13 protein-coding genes are annotated in these 19,226 nt (G+C 36.4%); 6 read left to right on the top strand and 7 right to left on the bottom strand.

Annotation, left to right across the window (positions count from 1 at the left end; translation table 11 throughout):
* Positions 1 to 6: 6 nt before the first annotated feature.
* Genes HHU08_RS07925 through HHU08_RS07945 form a run of 5 tightly spaced genes read left to right on the top strand, consistent with a single transcriptional unit; the run spans position 7 to position 6,968 of the window.
* The gene (locus HHU08_RS07925; protein ID WP_169188206.1) at positions 7 to 885 is read left to right on the top strand and encodes a carbohydrate ABC transporter permease; all 879 of its coding nucleotides are present in this window, start codon (positions 7 to 9) and stop codon (positions 883 to 885) included.
* Positions 886 to 916: 31 nt separating this feature from the next.
* Positions 917 to 2,533 (top strand): ABC transporter substrate-binding protein, encoded by a 1,617-nt coding sequence (locus HHU08_RS07930; RefSeq protein ID WP_169188207.1) that lies wholly within the window; start codon positions 917 to 919, stop codon positions 2,531 to 2,533.
* A gap of 19 nt (positions 2,534 to 2,552) precedes the next feature.
* Positions 2,553 to 4,010 carry a glycoside hydrolase family 32 protein gene (locus HHU08_RS07935; RefSeq protein ID WP_169188208.1) on the top strand — a complete coding sequence of 486 codons (1,458 nt, stop codon included), beginning with the start codon at positions 2,553 to 2,555 and terminating at the stop codon, positions 4,008 to 4,010.
* Positions 4,011 to 4,032: 22 nt separating this feature from the next.
* Positions 4,033 to 5,073, top strand: a complete 1,041-nt coding sequence (locus HHU08_RS07940) for a carbohydrate kinase family protein (protein ID WP_328822990.1) — start codon at positions 4,033 to 4,035, stop codon at positions 5,071 to 5,073.
* A 35-nt stretch (positions 5,074 to 5,108) separates the two neighbouring features.
* Entirely contained in the window at positions 5,109 to 6,968 is a 1,860-nt protein-coding gene (locus tag HHU08_RS07945; protein WP_169188209.1) for a glycoside hydrolase family 32 protein, read from the top strand.
* A 228-nt stretch (positions 6,969 to 7,196) separates the two neighbouring features.
* Here the strand turns inward: HHU08_RS07945 and HHU08_RS07950 are convergent, their stop codons facing one another.
* The 7 genes from HHU08_RS07950 to HHU08_RS07980 all read right to left on the bottom strand — a co-directional run bounded on the left by HHU08_RS07950 (position 7,197) and on the right by HHU08_RS07980 (position 17,461).
* Complete coding sequence (locus HHU08_RS07950; RefSeq protein WP_205835591.1) at positions 7,197 to 8,765, bottom strand: glycoside hydrolase family 32 protein; 1,569 nt, start codon at positions 8,763 to 8,765, stop codon at positions 7,197 to 7,199.
* A 535-nt stretch (positions 8,766 to 9,300) separates the two neighbouring features.
* Entirely contained in the window at positions 9,301 to 10,767 is a 1,467-nt protein-coding gene (locus tag HHU08_RS07955) for a glycoside hydrolase family 68 protein (protein ID WP_169188210.1), read from the bottom strand.
* Positions 10,768 to 11,143: 376 nt separating this feature from the next.
* On the bottom strand, positions 11,144 to 11,605 hold the full coding sequence (gene tnpA, locus HHU08_RS07960) for an IS200/IS605 family transposase (protein WP_098796075.1): 462 nt from the start codon (positions 11,603 to 11,605) through the stop codon (positions 11,144 to 11,146).
* Between the two features lie 193 nt (positions 11,606 to 11,798).
* Positions 11,799 to 13,085, bottom strand: a complete 1,287-nt coding sequence (locus tag HHU08_RS07965) for an ABC transporter substrate-binding protein (RefSeq protein WP_169188211.1) — start codon at positions 13,083 to 13,085, stop codon at positions 11,799 to 11,801.
* Between the two features lie 47 nt (positions 13,086 to 13,132).
* A complete protein-coding gene (locus HHU08_RS07970; RefSeq protein ID WP_169188212.1) occupies positions 13,133 to 14,290 on the bottom strand; it encodes a response regulator transcription factor in 1,158 nt (385 codons plus the stop codon).
* Between the two features lie 49 nt (positions 14,291 to 14,339).
* Positions 14,340 to 16,091, bottom strand: a complete 1,752-nt coding sequence (locus HHU08_RS07975) for a cache domain-containing sensor histidine kinase (RefSeq protein ID WP_169188213.1) — start codon at positions 16,089 to 16,091, stop codon at positions 14,340 to 14,342.
* Between the two features lie 458 nt (positions 16,092 to 16,549).
* Entirely contained in the window at positions 16,550 to 17,461 is a 912-nt protein-coding gene (locus tag HHU08_RS07980; RefSeq protein WP_169188214.1) for a LysR family transcriptional regulator, read from the bottom strand.
* Between the two features lie 144 nt (positions 17,462 to 17,605).
* Between HHU08_RS07980 and gdhA the strand changes: the two genes are divergently transcribed.
* Positions 17,606 to 18,988, top strand: a complete 1,383-nt coding sequence (gene gdhA, locus HHU08_RS07985) for an NADP-specific glutamate dehydrogenase (protein WP_169188215.1) — start codon at positions 17,606 to 17,608, stop codon at positions 18,986 to 18,988.
* Positions 18,989 to 19,226: the final 238 nt, after the last annotated feature.

Here is a 19,226-nt window from a genome sequence, read left to right on the forward strand (position 1 = left end):
TAACCAGTGGAAAATCATTCAAAAACAGATAAAACGCTACTTTTTAGTAACAAAATAATTTTAGTATTACTTGTGTTAATCGTATTATTACCATTACTTTATATTTTATTGGCTTCCTTTTTAGATCCAAATGTTTTACTTAGTAAAGGTTTTTCCTTAAATCCGTCTGATTGGAGTCTCGAAGGATATAAACGGATTCTTCAAGATGAATTGATGATAAAAGGATTTATCAATTCAGTTTTATATTCGGTAGGATTTACGATCGTCACGATTATTATCACAATATTTGCGGCATATCCACTCTCTCTTGATGGATTCAAAGGGAAGAATGTAATCATGATTTTCTTTCTCATCACCATGTTTTTTAATGGTGGACTGATTCCTACCTATTTAGTAGTAAAAGATTTAGGAATGCTAAATACGATTTGGTCCATTATTTTGCCAGGAGCAATTAGTGTTTGGAATATTATATTAGCACGAACCTTTTTTAAAGGTCTACCAAAAGAACTATTTGAGGCAGCTAAAATTGACGGTGCTTCTGAATTAAAAATATTTTTAAAAATAGTATTGCCATTGTCTAAACCTATTATTTTTGTCATTGCTCTATATGCCTTTGTTGGACAATGGAATTCCTACTTTGATGCAATGATTTACTTAGAGGATCAAGAATTACATCCATTGCAGCTAGTTTTACGATCTATTCTGATTCAAAACCAAGTTCAGCCTGGAATGATTAGTGATCAGTTAGCAATGGCTGAGTTAAGTAAATTAGCAGAAAAAATAAAATATGCGTCTATTGTCATTTCAAGTTTACCACTTCTAATTATGTATCCATTCTTCCAAAAATACTTTGAAAAAGGTGTTATGGTAGGATCTTTAAAATAATTTAAAACAAAAGCATATGGAGGGTTAATTTATGGGGAAAATTAATAAGCTTCTTTCCACTTTTATTGTTACAGGTCTTGTTTTAACAGGTTGTAGTGGCGAAAAGACAAGTAAAAGTGCTTCCACGGAAGATTTAAAACTAACAGATGTTACCTTTCCTTTGGAAGAGAAAGTCACACTTCGTTTTATGACACAAAGCTCTGCTTTGGCACCAACCGACCCGAATGAAAAGCTAATTTATCAAAGATTAGAGGAACAGACAGGTGTCCATATAGATTGGAAAAACTATACGAAAGACCAATTTGTGGAGAAGCGGAATTTAGCGTTGGCAAGTGGGGAGCTGCCAGATGCCATTTTAGATGCTGCTTTCAGTGATTATGATTTATTGAAATATGCGAAGGATGGAACCATCATACCAGTTGAAGATTTAATTGATCAGTATATGCCCAATTTTAAAAAGGTGCTGGAAGAAGCTCCAGAATATAAATCGATGATTACAGCTCCAGATGGACATATATACAGTTTTCCTTGGATTGAAGAGCTTGGCAGTGGAAAGAGCCGCATTCAAGTAGTTGACTGCCTTCCTTGGATAAATGTAGAATGGCTCAATAATTTAGGGCTGGAAATGCCAACAACAACAGAAGAACTAAAAGAGGTACTTCTTGCTTTTAAAACACAAGATCCAAATTGTAATGGCGAAGCAGATGAAATACCACTATCCTTTATTGTAAATCAAGGAGGAGAAGACCCAGCCTTTTTATTTGCTTCATTTGGTTTAGGGGATAACTGGGACCATACAGTTGTTTCAAACGATGGGGAAGTTATCTTTACTGCAGCAGAAGAAGGGTATAAAGAAGCATTAAAATTCTTTAATGAGCTAAATGAATTAGGTTTAATTGATGTAGAAGCATATGAACAAGATTGGAATAAGTATGTAGCAAAAGGAAAAGATTCTAAATATGGTCTTTACTTTACTTGGGATAAAGGAAATATTACTGGCATGAACGATACTTATGATGTGATGCCGCCATTAGAAGGACCTTCTGGGGAAAGAAATGTGGCGCAAACAAATGGCTTTGGTCTTGATAGAGGAAGAATGGTTATCACAAGTTCGAATAAGAATTTAGAATTAACAGCCAAATGGATTGATCAACTGTATGAGCCGCTGCAATCTGTTCAAAATAACTGGGGAACATATGGTGACACAAAACAGCAAAATATTTTTGAATTTGATGAGAAAGCTGGTATGTTAAAGCATCTTCCTTTAGAAGGCGCGGCACCAGTCGAAATAAGAGAAAAAACAAATATCGCAGGACCGCTGGCGATACTAGATGAGTATTACGGCGTATATACGACAAAACCAGAAGATGCTGCTTGGAGATTAGATATTTTAGAAAAAAATATGGTTCCTCATATTAAAGCTGAGAACTTTTATCCACCTGTATTTTTCTCACTAGAGGAAGCAGATGAAAAGGCAAAAATTGAAACAGATTTAATTGCTTATGTAAATAGAAAAAGAGCGGAATGGATGAGTAATGGAAAAATTGAGGAAGAATGGAAGGATTATTTGAAAGAATTAGAGAGGCTAGGTCTAAGCACTTGGTTGCAAATTAAGCAAGATGGCTATGACAGAACAGTAAAACAGTAAATTAATTGGAGGCATGACATTGAAGATTACTAAACTCGAAAAATACAGACCAGCCTTGCATTTTTCTCCCAAAAAAAATTGGATGAATGATCCGAATGGATTAGTGTTTTTCAAAGGAGAATATCATTTATTTTATCAGCATAATCCGCATGGTAGCACATGGGGGCCCATGCATTGGGGGCATGCAGTCAGCAAAGATTTAATTGTATGGGATGAATTAGAGATAGCTTTACATCCTGATGAGAATGGAACCATTTTTTCGGGCAGCATAGTTGTAGATTGGAATAATACAACAGGCTTTTTTAACGAAGAACCCGGGTTGGTGGCTATTTTTACCCATCACTCGGAGCCAGATCACGGCAAGGAGGCTGTTCAGACACAGAGTTTGGCATATAGCATAGATAAGGGAAGATCATGGATTAAATATGACGGTAATCCCGTACTTGCTCACCCTACCAATCCTGATTTTAGAGACCCTAAAGTTTTTTGGCACAAAGATACCCAAAAGTGGATGATGGCTTTAGCTACAGGACAAACAATCTCTTTCTATTCCTCTCCAAATTTGAAGGATTGGCAGTTTGAAAGTGAATTTGGAGAGAATTGCGGCTGTCACAAAGGGGTATGGGAATGTCCAGACTTATTTGAGTTACCAATAGACAATACAAATGATAAAAAATGGGTGCTTATTGTCAGTATTGGCGATAATCCTCAATATGATGAAGGATCTCGCACGCAGTATTTTGTTGGCTCATTTGATGGAAAGGAATTTACGCCAGAACATGAAGATATAAAATGGCTGGACTATGGGAAGGACAACTATGCTGGAGTAAGCTTTTCTGATATTCCTGAAGCAGATGGAAGACGAATTTATTTAGGCTGGATGAGTAATTGGCGTTATGCTAATCAAGTTCCGACAGAAGGATGGAGAAGTCAGATGACTCTTCCTAGAGAGCTGGAACTGCGTGAGAAGATGGGAGAGTATTATCTCGTCCAGCATTTAGTAAGAGAATTAGATACCTATTTTGATAGAAAAGAAGAAAGAACAGACACAATCATTACAGACAAAGAAAGCACTGTTTTTGAAGTAGATCATGAATACACAGAGATAATCCTATCCTTCAAGAATATAAATGCAAATAAGTATGGATTAAGGATAGAACATACAGATTCACAGCATACAACTATTACTATTGATGCGAAAGAAAATATACTGAGTCTGTCTCGTGAAAAATCTGGGGTGGTTGATTTTTCCGATATTTTTCCTAAACTGCAGCGAGTTTGTCTTGAGGATTCTCATTCACTTGAGTTACGAATAATTGTAGATTCTGCCTCCTTAGAATTATTTATCAATGGCGGAGAGCAAGCATTAACAAGTTTAATTTTCCCTGATAAAGTAAGCAAACGAATATGTTTGTTTGCAGAAGAAGGGAAAGTAAATCTAGTATATGGCAAGGTATCTGTTCCTTCTAAAAGTTGATATATAATGGAAAGCCAGAGGATTGGATAAATCTATCCTCTGGCTATTTTATACGAAACTCAATGGAAAAAAGTTAGAAAAGTGGTGTAGAGATATGATCGATGTAGCAGCATTAGGAGAAATTTTAATTGATTTTACTCCCCAAGGAGAAAATGAGCAGGGGTTTCCGATTCTTGTTGCAAATCCAGGTGGAGCCCCGGGAAATGTTCTAGTGGCTTTATCCTGTTTAGGGCTGAGAACAGAATTTATGGGGAGCGTAGGAAATGATTATTTTGGGGAATTACTCGTTGCTACCTTACAGAATAAAGGGGTGCAAACAAATGGAATTGTTTATTCCCCAATAAAAACGACACTAGCATTTGTGCATATTGATCATCAGGGGGATCGTTCATTTGATTTTTATAGACAGCCTGGTGCGGACATGATGTTATCTAAGGACGATGTGGACTTTTCATTAATAGCAGATGCTAAAATATTCCATGTAGGATCAATATCCATGACAAATGAGCCAGCAAGAGAAGCAACTTTAGTAGCATTAAATTATGCGAAAGAACAACATAAGATTATTTCATTTGATCCAAATCTTCGTCCCTTACTATGGCAAAGCTTAGAGGAGGCAAAAGAGCAAATCGAAGCAGTCTTGCATTTTGCGGATATAGTCAAAGTTTCGGAAGAAGAATTAGCATTTTTAACGAATACAACAGATATTTTTTCAGGAGCAAAGCAGTTATTTAAAGAGTTTGATTTACGGCTGCTTTTTGTAACAGTGGGAGATAAGGGAAGCTATGCATATGGAGAGGATGGCTTAGTATTTGTCCCAGGAGCAGCTGTAAAAGCAATTGATACAACTGGATGCGGAGATGCATTTCTTGCTGGCGTGCTATATGAATTATTAAAGAGGGATTTATTGAATTTTAAAATACGCGAAGATATATTAAAGCAAATATTGAATTTCGGAAATGCGATGGGAGCATATGTGGCAACAAATAAAGGTGGAATTCCAGCCATGCCTACTCTTCACCAAATCGAAGACTTTATAGTAGTTAATAAAAAGGGAGGATAAATGGTGCTAAAAAGGAGGAGAGGAGGAGAAGCAAATTGAGACAAAGAATCTTGACAGCTGTTTTGTCTGTTGCATGGTTATTAACTGGCTGTAGTATCCATCAAATGGGAAAGGAAGAGAAAAATTTGGATGCCTTGAGACCGGATAATATGGAAGCTGCCACTTCTGATTATTATACAGAATTGTATCGACCTCAATATCACTTTTCAACCCCTTCAGGAAATTTAGCTGACCCTAATGGACTCATCTATTTTGAGGGAGAGTATCATCTGTTTCATCAAAAAAATGGTAATTGGGCACACGCAGTGAGCAGGGATTTATTACATTGGGAGCATTTGCCGATTGCGTTAGAACATGATAACCTAGGGCAAGCATTATCTGGAAGCACTGTGGTGGATTGGAATGATTCCACAGGATTTTTTGATGGGAAAGCCGGGTTAGTTGCCATCTATACAAATACAGAGGGTGGAGAATCTCAAAGTATTGCTTATAGCAAAGATAATGGAAGAACATGGGAAAGATATAAAGGAAATCCGGTTATTCCAAACCCTGGAATAAAGGATTTTCGTGATCCAAAAGTATTTTGGCATGAGAGTACTAAAAAATGGGTAATGGTTGTTTCGACAAATCAAAGTGTGACGTTTTATCGTTCTGATAATTTGATTGACTGGGAGTTTCAGAGTCAATTTGGGGATAAGGAGGGATCTCATGCAGCTGTATGGGAATGTCCTGATTTATTCGAATTGCCTGTAGATGGTGATGAGAATAATAAGAAATGGGTATTGCAAGTTAGTGTTGGAGATAATGAAGAAACAAATGGATCAACTGCTCAATATTTTATTGGAGAGTTTGACGGAACACAATTTATTAATGATAATGCGCCAGAAACTATTTTGACAACAGATTTTGGGCAAGACTTTTATGCAGCTCAGTCCTTTTCTGATATCCCGGAAAAAGATGGCCGCCGAATATGGTTAGGCTGGATGGCGAATTGGAGATATCCTTATCAATCGCCGACGGAACCATGGAAGGGATCTATGTCAATTCCACGTGAACTGCATTTGAAAACAGTTAAGGATGGAAGTATTAAGTTATTTCAAGAACCGGTTAGGGAGTTAGAAAGTTTACGTGTTAATCATATTGCTATTGATCCTATGAAGGTTAATGGGGAGCAGTCAATTCCTGATTTTTCTGGTACCACTTATGAATTTGAAGCTGTGCTGGAATGGGAAAACGTAGAGGAATTCGGTATTCGCGTTCGACAATCAGAGGACGAAAATACGGTTATAGGTGTAAATACGTTAGGTAAAAAACTATTCTTAGATAGATCTCGTGCTGGATTAGAAACGTTATTGGATCGAAATGGGAATCCATTTCAATTTGGTAATAACCATACAACTACTTACCCTGTTGAGGAGAAACGAATAAAGATAAGAGGATTTGTTGATGAATCATCTGTTGAGGTGTTTATAAACGACGGGGAATATGTCTTTACGAAATTAATCTATTCCCAGCCTACGAGCAACGGAATAGAGTTATATACAAAAGGTGGTAGTATGAAGGTTGTTTCACTAGACTTTTATCCTTTATATTCAACCTGGAGAGAACGCCCAAAGGAAAATGAAGTCGAACGTATAGTAGTAAGTTCGGAATATTTAACTATTAAAGAAGGGGAAATCAAAACTATTAAAGCGATTTTAAAGCCAGATTGGATTAAGAGCAGTTCTCCTTTTAGTTGGGACAGCGCTGTACAAGACATAATCGAAATCACGGAGTCTGATGACGAGGAGAAGGGTATTTCCATTAAAGCATTAAAGCCAGGAGTAACAAGCATACAGGTTAAGCATCCAGAAACGAAAATTGCAAAGGAAATTAGAATAAGGGTAGTAAAATAAAAGTATTATACAGTATGTAAGAGCACTTTTCGCAAAAAAGGAAAAGTGCTTTTATATGGATTCTAAATAGAGTGTATGGAGCATTTTGTTTACAAATAAGATTCTTACACGTAAGAAAAAATGTCATCACTCCTGGGGGAGACCATACAGTAGATTGGAAAAAGAAAGCTGGCAATTAGTGAAAAAGGATGTTCGGTTCTCTGTCTGAAGAAAGAATGCCCAAATCCATTAATCAAAGTGTGTAATTGTCATATTCTTAAAGATTGCTGTTCCTCCATCTGCATACAACGTGATGCCTTGATCAACCGCATGAGGAAATATTAAATTCGATTGCACAACCTTCCCATCATCTACAAAAAACTCGATACTACTTTTATCAACCAGGATCTTTAAATGTACTTGTTTTTGTTCAGCAGGAAAGGGGGCTGTACTTTCTGAATGTGAATTCTGCTGATCTGGATGTTCGGTAAAAGAACGATCTACATACGAGTAGTTTTCTTTTATAAATATTCCTACATTCACATATCGCGTTTGATCAGAAGATTCTCTAAGTCTTAAACCGACATTATCTAACTCTGTCCATGAGATGTCTGTCTCTAGTTGATAAATTTCTCCTGTCATCTCTAGTTGCTTTTGGCCGTTTACTTCTATTTCCTTTAGATGATCTTTTGTCTTGGCCAGGTTGTTGTATGCTTCGATTGGTTGGGAAGCTAAATAATAGGAATTTTCCCCATTATTTTTTAATTGAATTTGTCGAACAACAGAATCCATTCCGTTAAAGTCTTCTTGTAATGTAGGGGTATTGTCGGCATAATTCCAATTATTCATCCACGCAAAAGCATATCTTTTCTTGTAATCTTCACTATTGCTTCCATCTTCAAATGTTACCCCAGCATACCAATCTAAACCATAATCAAGCCATTGGGGTTCTGGATGATCAGCTGTAAAATGGTTTCCATCAAATTGACCAATCCAATAAGCATAAGTAGCGGGCTGATTCTTTGTTTTTCCATTTGCGCTCGCAGCAAGCACCCATTTGAAGCTTCCATCATTTGTTTGCATATAGTAAAGGTCCGGACATTCCACAATTCCTATATCATTTGTGAAGAAATCGCTGAGGTATGTCCAATCTTTCATATTAGAGGATTCATAAAAACCAATCTTTGTTCCTTCTGCCATTAACATTATCCATTTATGATACTCTTTTGACCAAATGATTTTGGGATCACGAAAATCATCGGTTCCAGGATTTGTCATAACAGGCGTATCGCTGTATGAAGTGAATGTACTGCCATTATCGAGGCTGTACCACAAGAACTGTTCTTGTTTTTGCTGATTGGCTGATGGCTGAGTGACGATTGCGATAAGTGCGCCATATCCAAATCCAGCTGTATTCTCTTTATCAACAACGACAGAACCTGACCAAGGGTCTCCATTTTGATTTGTGTATTTTGGAATGGCAATTCCTTTATCCTTCCAGTGCACTAAATCTTTTGAAACAGCATGTCTCCATTCTGTGCCATTACCGTCAGGATAATCACCATTGTAAAGATAATAGTAATGATAGAAGCCATCTAAATAGATTGGTTTTTGCGGATCATTTTTCCACTTGTCAGGTGTAGTGAAATGGTATTTGGCACGATAGGATTGACCATCAGAAACAACGGTCTTTTCTTGCTGGTCTACTGTTTCAGTAAAAACCTTAGTGATTTGATGCCAAAATAAGAGGATGCCGACAAGTATAATAAGGCATAAGAGAAATAGGACTTTCTGTGTGTGCTTTGCTGGTTTCTTCAAGTAATATCACCGCGCTTATCCTGTATTTCTTGCTATTGGTAAAAGAGGGTGGGACAAAGCAAAATAAATAATGGATAAAGACGAACAATCTCTAATTTAGTGGTGTATCCAATTCGTTCCATTGCGTTACAGACACTCCTTTTCCGCGGGGAGCAACCTAAGCCTCCTCGGCAAGCCTGTGGGGTCTTAGGCTTTGCTCTATTTCCCGCAGGAGTTGAGTGTCTTCCACTCCATTTCACTCCGTTTTTAAAGAGTATTTCGTTCCAACTTTTTTTTCAAAAGAACTAAATGGAGCAGACTGAATACACGGAGACTCCTATGGGAGCTGCGAGAAAGTCCAAGACCCCGCAGGAACGAGGAGGCTTGGCGCTCGCCCCATGGAAAGCGAAGTGTATTCAGTCTGCGGGTGATTACCACATACCTTTTTTCTTCAATAAATAAAAATCCCAAACAATTATACGAATCCTTTTTAGTATGAATGTATAATTGTTCGGGTTATATTAAATTGAAATACTTTTATCCCAACCTCGTTTGTTTATTTATTTATAGTGATTTGACCTTGTTCTAAAATGCTATTTTTTACTACAGAAGTTTTATTGCCTTTAATATTTAATAAAAAGCTTGGAGCAAAAGTGGATTGATGATCTTCAAATAATCCTCTGTTTGTCATATAGCTTGTGACAACTACATTGTCACTGTTCTTTTGTGGAATCGCAAAATGAGCGTAGTTCCATGTAATATCATTTGGATCTAGATTTTGATGTAAGACAATACCTGTTTTGTTTAAAGGTTTATATGGTCCAGTAATAGAATTAGCTACATATCCTAATAGGTAAATATCTTTGTCGTTAATGCCATCAATAGTCATTTTTGAACCTCTGGAACTTGTAAATAGATACCATTTTCCGTCTTTTTCGAAGATATTCGCACGTTCAATTTCATCTGTAACAGTGTTGGAAGCAATTAACGGCTTCATTTCTTTTTTTAGTGTGTAATCATCATTAATCTCAATGATTCCTAATGCACCATTTGCTAGTGTTGCTAAATTCTTTTTCGGGCTTTGTAATAACTGCTCTTTTTCTGTTCTGAAAAATTTAGTGCTGCCCCCATAATAGATTTTATTAAATAATGATTCTTCTCCTTGATAGCCATAATCTGTTCCTGTATTAGCTTCAAATACAAGATATTTATGGCCATTGTCTTCAACGTAGTGAGGATCTCTTAATGTATGGTTATCTGCATAATTCCCACCCGAAAAAGCTTGATCAACTGTTTGGTATACAGATCCATCTCCACCATCATAGATGGATTTATGATCTTCCACACCATCGATTTTTAATGTATTTGCATCTAGTTTAGATACATTAACTTGGGCAGTGGTTAATGTTTGTTTTCCAAAAAATCCATGATCAGGATCCCAGCCTTGACGATTCGTATAGAATAAGCGAATTTTGCCATCAGAAGTGAAAGTGGCTGAACCAGACCATTCTTCTGCTTGATTGTTTAAAATAACATCATTGGTAGCATATTTATCGCTGTCTTTAAATACTCTTCCTGCATTTTTCCATGCATCAATGGAATTATCACCAATTTTTTTATAGAACATGTAAATAAATGTATCCCATCCTCTATCAGGATCTCCAGCTAATCCAAATACAATTTGATAGCCATTATATTCTGCAACTGTGCCATCTGCATTTTGTAACGGCCATGTATCCCAGACATCTAAATCAATTAAATTACCTTTTTCATCATAGCCCTTTGCTGAAGGGATGTTTTTAATTGTTGATTCATCAAAAGCTGGCACTTTAAATTTAGAATCGTTTTGTTGTTCCGTCATTTTTTCCATATCAAATCGAGTGATATGTGAAATACCATAAGATTCTTTGTGGTCTGACTTTTCCTTTTGTTTTGCAAAAGCTAGTGATCCACTACCTCCCAATAAGATAGCAGCACTCAATGATACGACTGTTGCTTGTTTAGCAAGCTTGTTCAATTTCATGGTTTACCTCCTAGAATGTGAAAAGATAAGGACAGGGTAAAGCTGCTGATTTATAAAAACAAAGCAGCAAATACACCGTGTTTCTAATAAAATTATAGGTTAATCTAGTTTCTGCGCATATGGCATAGATTGATAGAAATCTAGTCTTATATTGATATAAGATAAATCGAATATACTAGGGGATGTAATAGAAGAACGGGACCTTCTTACTTATTTCAGATAGAGAGAATGAATGTTTGCAAAAATCAAAACCACCAGTGTGAACTGGTGGTTTGCTCTGCGGCTGAAAGCCTCTCTTACCGGCCTTGGCCTTAAAGGCCCACTGAAAGGGTTTCCCTTTTGCACCACATTCTCTCACCAATTCTAAAGAATTCCGTTATTTCTTCTTATTTTTTTCTCCTGTAAACGGATCAAACTCTTCGAACAATGTTAACTGGTCAGCTCGGTAGTCTTCTACCAGCTGATTTCGAATGTATTCTTGTATTTGCTTTTTGTTTCGGCCTACGGTATCAACATAGAAGCCACGACACCAAAATTTACGATTTCCATATCGGTACTTTAAATTGGCATGTCTATCGAAAATCATGAGACTACTTTTTCCTTTCAAGTAACCCATGAACTGAGACACACTTAATTTTGGTGGGATACTTACTAACATATGAATGTGGTCAGGACAAGCATTGGCTTCATGAATGACAACACCCTTTCGTTCACACAAATCCCGGATAATTTGTCCAATACTCTTTTTGTATTTCCCATAAATAATTTGTCTTCTGTACTTTGGTGCAAATACGATGTGATACTTACAATTCCATGTCGTGTGTGCTAAACTATTCATGTCCTTCAAGGGGCATACCTCCTTCTATGGCGAGTTAAAGTGGTCGGGAAACCAACTTTATCCTACCATTTGAAGGGGGGTTTTTTAATACCACGCTTGAAGCTCTTTAGAACCCCCGGCATAGCCAGGGGTTTTCGAAACCACACAAACAAAAAATCGCTCCCTGCAAAAGGGAGCGATTAGAAGGCGGGAATTAGTGGGAAGACGAAGCGGCAGCCCTTTCCCAAGATTTTTGAAATTCTTGCAGCAATTGTTCTCGATTTAGCTGATTACCTACGTATAATTGCATAGCTAATCCAAACTCTTCTCGTGCACTACCAGGAAAGGAAAACCAATTGGCTCTAAGGGTGTTTCCTGTTTGATAGTAGTTCATAATTTCCGTTGCAAGCGGTCCTAGATGGTGTGCCTCTATATGGTCAAAAGCTGGAATGAATTTAAATTGTTCTGTCATAAAGGACTTTCCTTGCTCTGAAAATACCATCCAGTTTAGAAAAATTTTGGCTGCTTTTTTCTTTTCAGCAGATGATTGCTTGTTAACTACCCAATAATTAGAAACGTTAACAACGATTGCGTCAGCTGGTTCCTCGTTAATAGGAATTGGCAGAAATCCAATGTTCATGTTCGGAGACTGCTGATCAATCATTGGCTGAATCCAATTGCCTTGTTGGATCATCGCAGCTTTTCCCGAAGCGAAGAGATCAACTTCTGTATTATAGTCCGTTGTTAGGGGATTTTGGTTTCCATATTTGATGGTAGTATCAAGTAAAGAAATAATATCTAAGAATTTTTGATTGTTCGTAATTTTTGTGGTTCCTTTGTTTAGTTGGGCAATAAATGCTTCAGGATCATCTTGTTGTGCAAATGCAATATTTAAGAGATGATCACCAAGCTTCCACTCTTCATAATATCCAGTTGCAAAGGGCGTAATACCAGATTCTTCTAATGTTTGTGCTGCAGCCTGTAACTCAGATAACGTTCTAGGAAGCGTATGAATTCCTGCCTTATGGAATAAATCTTTGTTATATATGAATCCATATCCTTCTATATTAAGGGGCATTCCATACACTTTGCCATCCATTGTTACAGGTTTCAAGGTGTCTTTGTATGCATGTGAAATCCATGGTTGATCAGATAGATCTTCTAAATAGTCACTCCATATCTTCACATTGTCATACCCTGTATTTGTAAAAATATCAGGACCATTCCCTGCTGCAATTTGAGCTTTCAAATCAGCAAGATCATCAGCAGCACCACCTACAGTGTGAACCTGAATATCTATATTTGGATGTTCGCGTTCATATGCCATCACCATTTCTTCAAATTGGGTAGAAATTTCTACTTTTGGATTTCGGATAGTTAGTGTGATGCGTTCATCGGCTGTTTTTCTTTCGCTTGAGTCTTCTTCTGATTTTGGCTGACAAGCTGAAAGTGCAACAATCAACAATCCTGCAATAAGCCATGTGAATGTCCACTTTGTCATAATTTCACTCCTGCTATTTCACTCTCATTTATTATTGATGGTGGTATCTACTTTGCGTCCAACGTTTTCTGACAGTTTCTGTACTCAAATGGCGTTAAGCCAACCATTTTTTTAAATAATTTTGAAAAGTACTTTTCATCTTGATAACCGAGTAATAAAGCAATTGCATAAATGTTTTCATCTTTTTCCCGAAGCAAGTATTTAGCTCTCTCGATTCTCAGTTTCATAATATATTTGGATAAAGGCATGCCTGTTTGCTGTTTGAATTTTCTAGAGATATGCTCGCGACTTAAGAAAAATCGATTAGAAAGTTTTTCTAAACTTAATTCTTCCATATAATAAGTATCAACATAAGAAACAATATCCTGCATTCGCTTGGCATCGTCTATATCATTTAAACGGTGAATCGTCCGGTAATTTTGTTCTTCCACTGCTTTTTGCATCGATTGATAAGACTCATGGATTTTTCCCAACGATAGAAGTGACGCTCCATTTACGATTCGGATAGGGATATCGAATTGCTGAATAATCCATTCTTCAACAGACAGCCATTGTTGGCTAGTAGTAATTACTAAGCAAAGGCTATGATCATGTTGAAGGGCAAAAGCATTTCCTATTCCTTCTTCTATAAGTTGATTGGCAAGTAATTGGATATATGGCTCAGAATGGTGCATCTGATAAAAAGAAATAAGCGTTAGTTCATACTCGACTGTATCGGGAAGACTAGAAGCAAGCTCTATTAAGTCAAATTCTTCTCCCATACAAGCTTGTGTAGCCAATTGATTCAAACGCAGTCTTTTTGCGTCTTCTAAAACACCTGCATCTTTATTTTCGGTTATCCATGTTTGTACTGCTTCTGATAAAGTATTGTTTAAAGATTCAGCTTCAATCGGTTTTAATAAATAATCAAAGCTGCTGCACTGGATTGCTTTTCGCATATAGGTATAATCGTCAAATCCTGTAATCAGAATAACCTTACCAGAATAAGAAATGGAATCTAGCCACTCAATTATTTCTATGCCATCCATTTTCGGCATCTTCACATCTGTAAAGATAATTTCCGGTTTTTGTTTTTTGATGATTTTTATTGCGTCTTCTCCATTGCTAGCTTCTAAGATGGTCGTGATTCCGTTTTTTTTCCATTCACCAATATAGCGAATAACATATCGTACATTAATTTCGTCGTCTATAATAAGAACTTTCAAATTGAATGGGCTCCTCGAAAAGAATGGTTTGCAATGATGAACCATCTATTTAATTTTGCATCGGGATATATAGCTTTACGATAAAGCCATGCCCCTCGTTGGTATCTATCTCTAAACCTGCTTTTGATTCGTAGTTTAGAAGAAGACGGTCATGTATATTTTTTAAACCAATATGCTCGTGAGAAAATTCGCCAGCATAAGGAGCACGATAGATATTACTCCTTAAAGTCTCCAGCTCTTCTGCTGATAAACTTGAGTAGTCATTTTCAACGATTAGATATAAAAAATCTTCTTTATTTTCGCCTGTTATATATAATGTAGAATTAAAATAGCCTTGTTCATAGCAATGTTTAAAGTAGTTCTCTACAAGTGGCTGGAGTATCATACTAGGGATTTTTATCCCCTGAATTTCTTCACTTATATGAATAGAGTAGTTTAGCTTACTGCCAAAACGTTCCCGTTGCAGCGTTAAGTATGCTTTTATATAATCCAGTTCTTCACGAACTAGAACCCACTGATCTGCTCGGATAGAGTATCTCATCATTTTTGATAAGGATGTCACAAGTTGATAGATTTTAGGAGAGCTATTTTGCAGCGCAACTGCTCCTATGGATTGAAGAGCATTAAATAGAAAGTGTGGATTCACTTGAGATTTAAGTGCTCGTAATTGATTTTTTCTATTCTCAATCTCCAATTTGTATTCCCGATCAATATGGAGATTTATACGCTCCAACATTTCTTTCATATGCTTTTCTAGATGACCAATTTCGTCTTCGCGGTTGTCGGTAAAAGGAATATTTAAATTTCCTCCTTTAATAGAAAGCACCTTTTGGCTGAGCACTTTAATAGGACGTGATATATAATAGGCAAGGATGCTGATCATTAATAGTCCTAGTACCCCCACCCCTATCCCAACCAGTATGTTGGTGTAAGCGGTTTGTCTAGCATCATAAAATAATCTATCACTAGGTGTCACCTTTACGATTTTCCACTGATGAAGTGGTTTTGATAATGTTTTAGATAAGATAATATCATTGCTTTTATCCTGGCTGGCATGAAGGAATTTCTCATCTGCTGTTTTTCCTATTAGGGAATGAACATTTGTATACATTACAATATCATGTTCATTAAGAAGATAAATGGAATCACCTTTCTCCTGTAATAGATTCCTGCAAATCTGTGCATACTTGTCTAGATCCATATCAATTGTAATAACCCCAAGAAATTCTTTGGATAGAGGATCCAATATTTTATGATGGATAGTCATAACCTCTGTTTTGTCTGATTCAGGTATAATCGCGGCATTATTATAGTTTCCAATCGTATGGGGAGGCTCTATTAAAAAACGTGAATTTGAATGAATCAGCTCTTGCATGGAGTCTAGCATCATAAAATCATTTTGCGGTTTTCTTGCGCTGATCATCCCATTATAAATAGTGAATGATTCTTTATTCTTATCCAAATAAAAACGAATTTGGCGGATTTCGGAACGCATCAGGAAAAAAGTTTCAATATTTTCTTCCATAGCAATTGGATTAAAATAAATGGAATCTTCATAGCCATTAGTGAAAATCCGAAAAAAGTCTGGATTTCTATATAAAATATAGGGAAGGTTAATCATATCGTTAAAATATTGTTCTAATTCTTTGGATAATTTATCTAATTGTTCTTTGCTGTTTTGCAGTTCATGCTGTTCGACACTATCCTTTGTATATCCATAAATAATTAAAACCGTTAAAAAATAGGGCAGGATAATGAAAGCAAGAAGCATAAAAAATAAACGGCTTTGAATGCTTTTCATATTAAGAAGTTCCTTTCTTTCCATTAATATCATTATCTAGCCTTAAAAAAATTTAGTAGTACTCAATAAACCATTTCTTTAAATCTAAATCTTTTTTTACAAATAAGTCAATATACATAGATGGAAAGAAAGCTAGGAGATATTTTTGGCGTTTTATCCATTAAACCGCTGAATGGCATCGCTTACTAATGGTAGTGGAAACGATAACAAAAAGAACAAAATTGAATCGATGGCACTAGGGACTATATCTTCATTACGAAATTTAGGTAATTATCATTAAATATTGTCATACTATCTATTATTTCGTTACATTCAAGTCAAAATAAGGAAAATTAAATGTTCATTTATGAGATTGGATAACTAAGGAGCATCTTCCGTTTGCATTTTGGGATGTTAATTGCTGATTTAATGTAAAAAGAGTGTCACAGCTGATATGCTTTGACACCCTTTTTGGCTGTTTACTTTTTAAACTCATTCAATCTTTCGTATGTCTCTAAGAGAAATTGGTAAAATAGTGATTCTGTTGGAAGTAGTTTGCGATGACTTGGATAAATAACCCCAACGGTTCTCGTCAGATTAACATCTGAAAGGGGAATGACGCAAGTAGAACGTGGTGTGTTATCCACCAATGTCATTTCTGGCATCAAGGCTACTCCTAACCCGGCAGATACTAATCCTTTCAGTGCATCTATGTCTTTTCCTTCAAATGCAATCTGTGGAGAAAATCCTGCATCATGACATGCTTTAACCACTTGGTCCCTGAATACGAATCCTTCTGGTAAGACACAGAAGGGATCATTCTTTAAATCTTTTAGCTGTAACTCTTTTTGATTGCTCAATGGATGATGAAGAGGAAGTAGGGCAACAATATTTTCTGTAAATAATGTAGCACCGTTAATTTTATCCTCCTTTTCTCGGTTTGGCATTGGCGCAATCATTGCCAAATTAAATTCTCCATTAATAACTCCATCGATAAGGTCATAATACAGGGCGTTGCTCATATGGAATTTTGCTTCTGGATATCGGTTGCGAAATGAATAAATGATAGAAGGTAACGTATGAGCAGCCATACTGATAGGGAATGCAATTCTGACTGTCCCTTTTTCAGGATCAAGTGATTCCTCTACTTCTCTTTTCGCATCCTCCATCATACTCCATACTTGTTTCATCCGCTCAAAAAAAACTTTTCCGAGAGGTGTTAATTTTACGCTTCTTCCTTCGCGTATAAAAAGCTCTACTCCTAATTCTGCTTCTAAATTGAAAATTTGTCGACTTACAGAGGATTGTGCCACATGCAAAGCGTCAGCAGCTTCAGTAATATGTTCCCTTTTCGCCGCTTCCAAAAAATACTGGATTTGTCTTATTTCCATTATCCACTCTCCTATTCATGCGCGAAACGCATGAATTCAATCCGAAATTAGTATTGTACCTATTAATTATAAAATTATAAAATAAAAACAACTTTTAGAAAAGAGAATATTCTAACATTAAAATAATATAGGGGCTGAAAAAGGATGAAAGTGCTGGAGAAAAAAGATGAGTTTCAAACACACACCGTGAAAGATTACATTAACCAATTATTGATTCAAGTTCAAGAACGTGATCCTCACGAAAAGGAGTTCCAGCAGGCAGTTAAAGAGGTCCTCGAGTCTTTAGTTCCTGTACTTGAAAAAAATCCTAAATATATAAAATATGCTGTACTAGAAAGAATGCTTGAACCAGATCGAATGATTAGCTTTAAAGTACCTTGGATGGATGACAAAGGAAATATAAAAGTAAACCGTGGCTATCGTGTCCAATTTAATAATGCGATTGGACCTTATAAAGGAGGATTAAGATTTCATTCTTCTGTTAATGCAAGTATTATTAAATTTCTTGGTTTTGAGCAAATCTTTAAAAACTCGTTAACTGGTCAGTCGATAGGTGGCGGAAAAGGTGGTTCCGATTTCGATCCTAAAGGGAAGTCAGATTTAGAAATTATGCGTTTTTGTCAGAGCTTTATGACAGAACTTAGCAAGCATATCGGACCAGATATCGATGTGCCCGCTGGAGATATTGGAGTAGGTGCAAGAGAAATCGGTTATATGTTTGGACAATATAAAAGATTAAAAGGCGCTTATGAAGCAGGTGTGTTAACCGGTAAAGGCATCGGATATGGCGGAAGCTTAGGTCGTAAAGAAGCAACTGGCTACGGATTAGTATACTTTGTGGAAGAAATGCTTAAAAATCAGGGGCTAAGCTTTAAAGATAGTACGGTTGTTGTGTCAGGATCAGGAAATGTATCTATTTATGCGATGGAGAAGGCGATGCAGTTAGGTGCAAAAATTGTTGCTTGCAGCGATTCCAGTGGTTACGTGTATGATCCAAATGGAATAGATCTAGATACAGTGAAACAATTAAAAGAAGAAGAAAACAAGAGAATCTCTGAATATGTGAATAAGCATCCTGAGGCAATCTACCAGCAAGGATATACTGGTATTTGGAGGATTCCTTGCGATATTGCTCTGCCATGTGCAACACAAAATGAGTTGAATAAAGAATCAGCAGAAAAGTTAATCGCCAATGGGGTAAAGGCAATAGGGGAAGGGGCAAATATGCCTTCTACTCTAGAAGCAGTCGATACCTTTATCCATCATAATGTGTTATTTGCACCTGCCAAAGCAGCAAATGCAGGTGGAGTGGCAGTCTCAGCTTTAGAAATGGCACAAAATAGCGCTAGAATAGCTTGGACTCAAGATGAAGTAGATAAGAAATTACAAGATATCATGAAAAATATTTATAGCAAAAGTATAAAAGCTTCAGAGGATTATGCTACTAAAGGAAATCTAGTTGCAGGTGCTAATATTGCAGGCTTCATTAAAGTTGCAGATGCTATGATTGAGCAGGGGATTATATAACAAGTTTAGGAGAATTAGCATTTTGCTGATTCTCTTTTTTTAGCCGCTAAATAACTATAATTACTGGGTCAAAACTTTTAATAGTAGTTACAATATTTCTAGTAGAATAGTAACATGTAAAAAACAATAAATTAGCACTTATTTCGGATTTCGAAAGATGAAATTGTATTATGCATTTTTTCGCGTTATACTTAGTTATAAGATTAATATTCAGAATATACAGAATAATACTTAGGCT

The sequence above is a fragment of the Niallia alba genome (assembly GCF_012933555.1).
Lineage (GTDB): Bacteria > Bacillota > Bacilli > Bacillales > Cytobacillaceae > Niallia > Niallia alba.